The following is a 9,603-nucleotide window of genomic DNA, read 5'->3' as shown; positions in this document are numbered from 1 at the left end:
GCCCCGCCCCTCGACGCCGCCCGCCTCCTCGCCGGGCCGGCACTCGGGCAGGAAGAGCGACGGCGGGGCCAAGCACGGCGGCGGCCGGGGCGCGGGCCAGGCGGGTGCTGCGGCCGGCAGCGCCACGGGTCCGGCGGGCGCCGGTACGGGCGGCGCCGACGCGACCGGCGGCCGCACGGGCGCCGGTCAGGGCGCGGGCGGAAGCAACGGCGCCGAGGCGGGGTCAGGCTCGGGCTCCGGCGCCGGCGGCCTGGGCGGCGCTCCGCTGCCGGGGACGGGAAGCGGTGGCCGGGCGCTGCCCCCCGAGAGCGGCGGCAGCGATGCGATCACCTCGCTGCGCGATCTGCGGGAGCTGCCCGAGCTGCGCAAAGGCATCTCGCGGCGGACGCTGGCCATCGCGGCGGCGGCCGTGGCCGTCGTCGTCCTCGTCATCGTGCTGATCGTGGCGAACTCCGGCGGCGGGGACGACAACGCGTCCAAGGGCGGCTCCGCCGGCACCAGCGAGGACGACGGCAAGGGCGGCACCAGGGAAGCCGAACAGGCCGCTGCCGGGACGGCGGGGCAGTCCGACGACAAGTCCGGCGGCGAGCAAGGCGGCAAGGCGGACGAGGACAAGTCCGACGACAAGGCCGAGGACAAGGGCGACTCCGCGCTGCCCGGCGGCTACGCCCGGGTCAAGGACGGCCGGTTCCACTTCTCCGTCGCCCTGCCCGAGGCGTGGAAGCGCGCCGGGATAGCGGGCCAGAACTCCGGCCGCAAGTACGCCCCGCCCGGCGGCGGTTATCCGCGGATCCAGATCGACCACACCAGCAGCCCGGGCGCCGACGCGGTCGGCGCCTGGCGCAAGCTGGAGCCCGCGGTCAAGAGTTCCAGCCCCGGCTACAAGTCGCTGGGCATCAAGAAGGTCGACTGGCGCGGCTATCCGACGGTCGCCGACTGGCAGTTCCTCCGCAAGGAGAACGGCAAGAAGGTGCACGTTCTCAACCGCGGCTTCAAGGTCGACGGCAAGAGCGGCTATGCCATCCTCATCACCTGCAAGGCCGACGCCTGGCAGGACAAGGCGTGTACGACACTGCGGAAGACGGCGTTCAAGACGTTCGAACCGCACGCCTGACAGCTCCTCGAACCCTGGCGGCTCGCCTCCATCCCGCCGGGCGGAGCATCCCACAGCAACGGCGCCGCGCCCCGGCGTGAGCCACCAGGGCGGCGGTCGCGCGGTGACGCGGGCGGTTCCCGGACGTATCGTGAAGGACGCGGACCGTAGCTGTTGGACCGTAGCTGTCCAGGGCTGTCCATAAAGGGACGGAAACAGAAAACAATTGGCGGTCTCGTGCGCGGTGGGGAGGGCGTCATGGAGGAGAACGCGGGATACACGGGCCGGCTGCTGGCCGATCGTTACCGCCTGCCCCTGCCGCCTGCCGACGCGTACGAACTCGCCGAGTCCCTGGCCTGGGACACCGCCAGCGGACAGGAAGTCCTCGTCCGCCAGGTGCCGTTGCCCGAGGTCGTCGAGGCGGAGGTGGTCGAGGCCGAGGCCGACGCGGGCTACGGCATGACCGGCCACGGACCGGACGGCGGCACCGGCCGTCCCGGTGGGCAGCCGGCCCGGCGCCCGGCCGACCCCGCGGTGCGCAGGGCGATGGAGGCCGCGGTCGCCGCGGCGCAGTTGCCCGACCATCCGCGGCTCGACCAGGTCTTCGACGTCTTCGTCGAGGAGGACGGGCTGTGGATTGTGAGCGAGTCGGTGCCCGGCAGACCCCTCGCCTCGCTGCTGGCCGAACGGCCGCTGGGCGCGCACCGCGCCGCCGAGATCGCCGCCGACCTGCTCGCCGCGCTGCGGATCGTGCACGCGCACGGCTGGGTGCACCGCAATGTGACCGCTCGCACCGTGCTCATCTGCGAGGACGGGCGGGCACTGCTGACCGGCCTCGCGGTGGGGGCAGCGGAGGAGGCGCTGTGCGGCTACGACCCGCTGCCCCCACCCCCGACGGCCGGCCCTGAACCGGGGGCCGGCGGCGACGCCGGTCCCGGTTCCGGCCCCGGCCCGGAGCCGCCGGTCAGGCCGGGGCGCGGCGGACCGGTCTTGGCCCCCGCGCCTGCTCCCGACTCCGACCCCGCCCCCGCACCGGCGACCTGGACCGGGGAACGGCTGCCCGAGGGCTTCACCGCGCGCGGCAGTGGCGAAGAGCGGCGCAGGGGCATCTTCGGTTTCGAGGGCATCGAACCGGAGGAGGACGTACGCGGACCCCGCGGCCAGGGACTCTCCGGCCGGGAGCACCCGACCGACGACCTCTCCGCGCGGGCCGCACGGCGCGGGGCGATCGCCGCCTACCGCGAGGGCACCCAGCGTGCCGCCGCCGACAGCCGGGACGCCGGACGCGGCACCCGGGACGGGGACGAGGGAGCACGGCGGCCCCCCGTCACCGACTGGTGGTCCACGGCGCCGGGCGGCGAGCCGGCCGGGCCGGGCGGAGCGGGGGAGCGCGACACCGGTCCCACGCACGCCCTGGACGACGATGTGCGCTGGCTGCCGTCCGACGAGGACGAGGTGCTGCCCGGCGCACTGGCCGACGGCGCCGTGCGCGAGGTCGGACGCGAGGAGATCTACGGCCCCGACGCACCTGGCCCCTATGGCGCCCGCCCACCGTCGCGCCCGCCGTACGGCCGACCCGGCGAACAGCCCGGCGGACAACCCGGCGGGCACTCCGCCCCACACCCCGCCCAGCAGTCCGCCGATGACCGGGCCGAGGGGATCCCCCTCCCCGCATCCGCCGATCCCAAGGACGCGGCTCCCTGGGGCGGCGCGGAGCCGCCGGCCGGGCGCTACCGCGGGCCGGTGACGGCGCTGGCGGCGGAGCGGGCGCGGCACAGCAGGATGACGGTCGTCGGGCCGGTCACCGAGCGCTGGGCGCCCGAGCAGGCGGGGCCCGTGTACGAGAACTGGCGGCTGGCACCGCCCGTCGGCCCGGCGGCCGACCTGTGGGCGCTGGGCGTACTGCTATTCCGCGCCGTACAGGGCCACGCCCCCTACCCCGAGGACGGCGCGGCGGAACTGGTGCAGATGGTGTGCGCCGAGCCGCCCGCGTTCGCGGAGGACTGCGGGCCGCTGCGCCCGGTGGTCGAGTCGCTGCTGCGGCAGGACCCCACCGAGCGGCCGGACTTCGAGGAGCTGCGGGGCTGGCTGCGGTCGATCATCCGCTCGGCGCCGGAGCCGGACGTCGGGCGGCGTACGGTCACGGCGCCGCTCACCCTGGAGTCCGGCGGCCCGGCCGACCCGCACCGGCTGCCGATCGTACGGCGCCGGGGCGAACTGGTGCGCAGGCGCAAGCGCAGGCGGGCGGGGCACGCCGCCCCGGCCGCCCGGTCGCAGCGGCGCGACCGGTCACAGCGCCATGAGCGGGAGCAGCCGCAGGCCGCTCCGGCCGCGGAGCCGGTGCAGCCCCAGCGGCACCCGGGCCAGGAACGCGGCGGCGGCCCGCGCCGGCTGGGGCTGCTGGTCCTCGCGCTGATACTGCTCGGCATGGCGGCGGCAGTGGCCTTCGTCGCCTGGTTCCTGCCGGACAACCAGGGAGGCAAGGGCGCCCAGAAGGGTTCGGTCGTGGTGCCCGAGGAGCACAAGTCCCGCCCCGCGCCCGACCCGACGGGCGACGACAGGTCCGGCGGCAAGTCCGGCGACAAGCCGGGTGACAAGTCCGACAGCAAGAGCGACCGCAACAGCGACAGCAAGACCGGCGACGGGAGCGACCAGGGCCTCAAGACGCCCAAGGCGCCCAAGGCCCCCCAGGGCTACCGGATCAGCCGCGATCCCGCCGGGTTCCGGATCGCCGTGCCCGAGGAGTGGGACCGCCGTTCAGCGAACGGGCGCGGCCAGGTGCGCTATAACGGCGGCGAGGTCGAGATGGTCGTCGTCAACGGCCGGGACAGCACGGGGAAGTTCGGCAAGGACCCGATGGCCTACCAGAGCGAGGACGAGCCGGAGCTGTCCGCCTACCGCGCCTCCGACTGGGCGAGCACCGGTGGACTGCGGCGGATCGACGTGGGGGACACGGCGATGGCCGAGGGCACGTTCAGCTGGCGCGAGGACGGCGGGCGCCAGGTGTACGCGCGCAACAGGGCGATGATCCTGGACGGTCGCTATCACGTCGTACTCGTCCTCGGTTCCAAGAGCCACAAGGCCGATGTCGACCGGCACTTCGAGGCGGTCGCGGACACCTACCGCGTCACCCGTGCTCCCTGACGTCACAGCTGTGTGAATCCACTGGCGACGGCTCAGCGCGGTGCGCAATGGTGGGTTCATGGTGAACGAGGGGGACCGGTTGGACGATTCGACAACCAGCTATGGACTGCAGCCGCCGCGTCAGCCGGGTCCGTCCGGTCCGTCCGGCACGCCCGGAGCGCGGCCTTCCTCCTCTCCTTCGCACGGACCTTCGCACGAGCCTGCGTACGAGCCTTCCTACGAACCCACCGAGATCGCGCCGTCCCCGTCGGGCGCGCCCGGTGGCGACCCCGGCACCGGACGTGTGATCGGCGGCCGGTACCGCCTCATGGCACGGCTGGGACACGGTGGCATGGGCACCGTGTGGCGCGCGCACGACGAGGTGGTGGACCGGGACGTGGCGGTCAAGGAACCGCGGCTGCCCGGCCATCTCTCCGCCCGGGAGCGCGAGACGATGTACACGCGGATGCGGCGTGAGGCGCGTACGGCCGCGCGGATCGACCACCCGTCCGTCGTCACCATCCACGACGTGGTGGTGGAGGACGAACAGCCGTGGATCGTCATGGAACTGGTCCAGGGCCGCTCCCTGGCCGATGTGCTGGGCGAGGGCACCATCGACGTGCGTGAGGCCGCCCGGATCGGGCTCGCGGTGGCCGGGGCGCTGGATGCCGCGCACGAGAAGGGCGTGCTGCACCGCGATGTGAAGCCGGACAACGTCCTGCTGGGGCGCTACGACAGGGTCGTGCTCACCGACTTCGGGATCGCCAAGGTGCAGGGTGAGCAGGGGCTGACGGAGACCGGCGCTTTCGTCGGCTCCCCGGAGTTCGTGGCGCCCGAGCGGGTGCTGGGGCAGCGGCCCGGCCCGGAGTCCGACCTGTGGTCGCTCGGCGTCGTGCTGTACGCGGCGGTCGAGGGGGTGTCGCCGTTCCGCCGCTCCAACAGCCCCGCCACCCTGCAGGCGGTGCTCTCGGCCGAACCACAGCGCCCCGCACGCGCGTTGAGCGGATCCGGCGCCTTCGGGATGCTGCTCACCCGGCTGCTGAGCAAGGAGCCCGCGCTGCGTCCTGACGCGGCGGAGGTCCGGCAGACCCTCGCGGACGTGGCCCGCCCGCCGCAGCAGTCGCCCCGTCCTGTGCCCGGCCCGGGAGGCGGCAGCGCCCTCGTCCGGCTCCTGCGCGGCTTCGGCGGCAAGCTGCGGACCAGCCGCGGCTGGCAGTTCGGCACGGGCGGCGCGGTGGTCGCCATCGGCGCGGCGCTGGCGCTGTTCTTCGTCCACACCGCCGACCAGGCGCCTGAGGGCTACGCGACGAAGAACGAGGACAAGCGGGTGCGGGCGTCTCTCGTGGTGCCGCAGGACTACGAGCGCAGCGTGGACAACGACGAGGTGACCTACACCGACCCGGGCGATGTCATCTCCCTCAAGCTGGTGCGCAACAAGGACGCCAAGGAGAACGCGCTCGCCGAGGCCAACGCCAAGAAGGAGTTCTACGAGGGCGGGGCCCGGGACGACAGCTACAACTACCACATGAAGGACGTGAAGGCCCGGGTCGCCGAGGCCGAGCAGCAGGGCAAGGAAGCGGCCGAGATCTCCACGACGTATCTGCCCTACGACGCGGAAGACGGCGATCCGAAGAAGTTCCGGCACGAGCTGGTCTACGTCAACGAGAACGGCGTCGGCTGGGATCTGTCCGTGGACATGCCCGCCAAGGGCGGCTCCCGCAAGGACGGCGAGGCCGTGTTCCGGGAGGCGAAGCAGTCCCTCAAGATCAACGACCTGTAGGCCGGCGCCTCTCCGGGGAGGCGGCGGCTCTGCCAGCAATCACTGGCAGATTCCGTGAAAAGCGGTTACCGCCGGGTATACGAGCCCGCTCCGGCAGTCGTACGCTCGCTCGCATGACGGACTCGAAGGACAGCAGCAACCCGGTCGCCCCCGCCGCCGAGCACGCCAGGACGGTGGCCGACGTCGTGACCCCAGCGCTCGTCGCGGCACTGAGCCGGGGCGTGGTGGGCAGCGGCAAGACCAGCAGCCGGTCGCCGTTCACCGGTCAGGTGCTGGCCGAGCTGCCCGAGTCCACACCCGAGGACGTGGCCACCGCCTTCGAGAAAGCCCGCGCGGCGCAGCGCGACTGGGCGGCAACGCCGGTGCGGCAGCGCGCCGCTGTGCTGCTGCGCTTCCACGATCTCGTACTGTCCCGGCAGTCGGAGGTGCTGGACCTGATCCAGCTGGAGACCGGCAAGGCGCGGCTGCACGCGCACGAGGAGGTGCAGGCGGTCGCCGTCGCGGCGCGGCACTACGGGCGCAAGGCCGCCGCCTACCTGCGCCCCAAGCGGCACACCGGCGCGATACCGACGCTGACCAAGGTCACCGAAGTGCGCCACCCGCGCGGCGTCGTCGGACAGATAGCGCCCTGGAACTACCCCTTCGAGCTGTCGGTCGGCGACGCACTGCCCGCCTTCGTCGCGGGCAACGCCGTGGTGATGAAGCCCGACACCCAGACCGCGCTGACCGCGCTGTGGGCGCGTGACCTGCTGATCGAGGCGGGGCTGCCCGCCGACGTGTGGCAGGTCGTGCTCGGCGAGGGCCCGGTGGTCGGCCCCGAGGTCGCCGACCGCGGCGACTACGTCTCCTTCACCGGCTCCACCCGCACCGGACGGGAGGTCGCCCAGCGGGCCGCGGCCCGGCTGGTGGGCTGCTCCCTGGAGCTGGGCGGCAAGAACGCGATGCTCGTCCTGGAGGACGCGGACCTCGACAAGGCCGCGGCGGGCGCTGTACGCGGCGCCTTCTCCTCGGCCGGGCAGCTGTGCATCTCCATCGAGCGGCTGTACGTGCACGAGTCCGTCGCCGATGCCTTCCTGGAGCGCTTCGTGGCCCGTACGCGCGCGATGCGGCTGGGTGCGTCCCTGGCCTACGGCGCCGACATGGGCTCCCTCGTCTCCCAGCGGCAGCTGGAGACCGTCACGCGGCATGTGGAGGACGCCGTCGCCAAGGGCGCCACCGTGCTGACGGGCGGCAGGGCACGGCCCGACATCGGCCCGCTGTTCTACGAGCCGACCGTGCTGGAGGGCGTCGAACCTGCGATGGCCGTCTGCGGTGAGGAGACCTTCGGGCCCGTCGTCTCCGTCTACCGCTTCTCCGACGTCGAAGAGGCCGTCGAACTCGCCAACGCGACGCCCTACGGCCTCAACTCCAGCATATGGAGCGGCAACGGGCGCCGGGCGCGGCAGGTCGCGACCCGGCTGCGCACCGGCACCGTCAACGTCAACGAGGGATACGCCTCCGCCTACGGCTCCGCCCAGGCGCCCATGGGCGGTATGGGCGACTCGGGGCTCGGCCGCCGGCACGGCTCTGAGGGCATTCTCAAGTACACCGAGCCGCAGACGGTGGCGCACCAGCGGGTGCTGCCGATGGCGCCGTCGTTCGGGATGAGCGACGAGGCGTACGCGGCGTTCATGTCCCGCTCCCTGAAGGCGCTGAAGGTGCTGCGCTTCCGCTGACGACTGCCCGGTGCTTCGCCCCCTCACCGTGGAACCGGAGGTATGCGTGTCCCAGGAAGATTTCGACTACGACGTCCTCGTCGTCGGCTCCGGCTTCGGCGGCGCCGTCTCCGCGCTGCGGCTGACGGAGAAGGGCCACCGGGTGTGCGTACTGGAGGCCGGGCGGCGCTTCGGCTGCGAGGAGTTGCCCAGGAGCTCCTGGGACCTGAAGAACTTCCTGTGGGCGCCCTCGCTCGGTCTCTACGGCATCCAGCGCATCCATCTGCTCGCCAATGTCATGATCCTGGCCGGCGCCGGGGTGGGCGGCGGCTCGCTGAACTACGCCAACACCCTCTATGTGCCGCCCAAACAGTTCTTCGAGGACCGCCAGTGGGGCCACATCACCGACTGGCAGGCGGAACTCGCGCCCTACTACGACCAGGCCAAGCGGATGCTCGGCGTCCGGCTCAACCCCACGACCACGCCCTCCGACGTCCACCTGAAGGCAGCCGCCGACCGGCTCGGCTACGGCGACACCTTCCATCTGGCGCCCGTGGGTGTCTTCTTCGGCGACGGCGAGGACGCTGACGGCTCGGTACGGGCCCGCGCGGGCGAGTCCGTCCCCGACCCGTACTTCGGCGGCGCGGGCCCCGAGCGCACCGCGTGCGTGGAGTGCGGCGAGTGCATGACGGGCTGCCGCAGGGGCGCCAAGAACACCCTCAACGAGAACTATCTCCACCTCGCGGAGCGGGCTGGTGCTCAGATCCGCCCCCTCACCACCGTCGTCGGCATCCGGGAGCGCACTCCGGGCAGCGAGGCCGACGGCTACGAAGTGCTGACCGTCCCCACCGACAAGCGCCGCGCCAAACCGCACATCCTGCGCACCCGGCGGGTCGTACTGGCCGCCGGCACCTACGGCACCCAGAAGCTGCTGCACCGGGTGAAGGACGCCGGCACCCTCCCCGGGCTCTCGCCCCGTCTGGGCGAGCTGACCCGTACCAACTCCGAAGCGCTGGTCGGCGCACAGACGGTGGCCCGCAGATACCGCAGGAAGTGGGGCAAGGACGCCGAGCTCGACTTCACCAAGGGCGTCGCCATCACCTCCTCCGTGCACCCCGACGCCCACACCCACATCGAGCCGGTGCGCTACGGCAAGGGCTCCAACTCCATGAGCGCCCTGACCACGCTCCAGGTACGGCAGAACACGCTGCTGCCGCGCGCCCTCGCCCACGTCGTCACCTGTCTGCGGCACCCGGCGCTCTTCCTGCGCTCGCTGTCCGCGCGCAAGTGGTCCGAGCGCATCATCATCGGACTGGTCATGCAGACCCTCGACAACTCGCTGACCACCTACCGCAAGGACAAGGGCCTCGGCAAAGGCATGCTCACCGCACGGCAAGGGCACGGGGCGCCCAACCCGGTGCACATCCCCGAGGGCGCCGAGGCCGCGAGCGCGCTCGCCGAGGAGATCAACGGCTTCGCCGGCACCAACATCGGCGAGCTGATGGGCACCCCGCTGACCGCCCACTTCCTCGGCGGCTGTCCGATCGGCGACAGCCCCGGGCACGGCGTCATCGACCCCTACCACCGGCTGTACGGGCACCCGGGCATCTCCGTCGTCGACGGCTCAGCGGTCTCCGCCAACCTCGGCGTCAATCCGTCCCTCACCATCACCGCGCAGGCCGAGCGCGCCATGGCGTTCTGGCCCAACAAGGGCGAGCCGGACCCGCGTCCCGCGCAGGACCGCCCGTACGAACGCCTGAGCCCGGTCGCCCCGCGCAGCCCGGCCGTGCCGGAGGGCGCCTTCGGTGAGCTGCGGCTTCCGCTGCTGCCCGTGCCGGCCGTTCCGGAACGGCCGGCGGCCGACTGATGTGCGGGGTCGTGGCGGTGACGGGGGCCGGAGCCGGGGTCGGGGG

General features: G+C 73.1%; 5 protein-coding genes. All 5 read left to right on the top strand.

Annotation, left to right across the window (positions count from 1 at the left end; all coding sequences use genetic code 11):
- On the top strand, positions 1 to 1,114 hold a 1,114-nt coding region (locus ITI46_RS31035; RefSeq protein WP_504739822.1), incomplete at its 5' end, for a serine/threonine kinase C-terminal domain-containing protein.
- Between the two features lie 237 nt (positions 1,115 to 1,351).
- Positions 1,352 to 4,237 carry a serine/threonine kinase C-terminal domain-containing protein gene (locus ITI46_RS31030; protein WP_209243265.1) on the top strand — a complete coding sequence of 962 codons (2,886 nt, stop codon included), beginning with the start codon at positions 1,352 to 1,354 and terminating at the stop codon, positions 4,235 to 4,237.
- Positions 4,238 to 4,295: 58 nt separating this feature from the next.
- Positions 4,296 to 5,996: a serine/threonine-protein kinase gene (locus tag ITI46_RS31025; RefSeq protein ID WP_209243264.1), complete on the top strand. Its 1,701-nt coding sequence runs from the start codon at positions 4,296 to 4,298 to the stop codon at positions 5,994 to 5,996.
- Positions 5,997 to 6,109: 113 nt separating this feature from the next.
- Positions 6,110 to 7,711, top strand: a complete 1,602-nt coding sequence (locus tag ITI46_RS31020; protein ID WP_209243263.1) for a succinic semialdehyde dehydrogenase — start codon at positions 6,110 to 6,112, stop codon at positions 7,709 to 7,711.
- 46 nt (positions 7,712 to 7,757) lie between these two features.
- Positions 7,758 to 9,557 (top strand): GMC oxidoreductase, encoded by a 1,800-nt coding sequence (locus ITI46_RS31015; RefSeq protein WP_209243262.1) that lies wholly within the window; start codon positions 7,758 to 7,760, stop codon positions 9,555 to 9,557.
- Positions 9,558 to 9,603: the final 46 nt, after the last annotated feature.

This window comes from Streptomyces oryzae, assembly GCF_017676365.1.
GTDB classification, from domain to species: domain Bacteria; phylum Actinomycetota; class Actinomycetes; order Streptomycetales; family Streptomycetaceae; genus Streptomyces; species Streptomyces oryzae.
The sequence above is the reverse complement of the archived record's forward strand: the minus strand, read 5'-3'. Positions and strand labels throughout refer to the sequence as shown.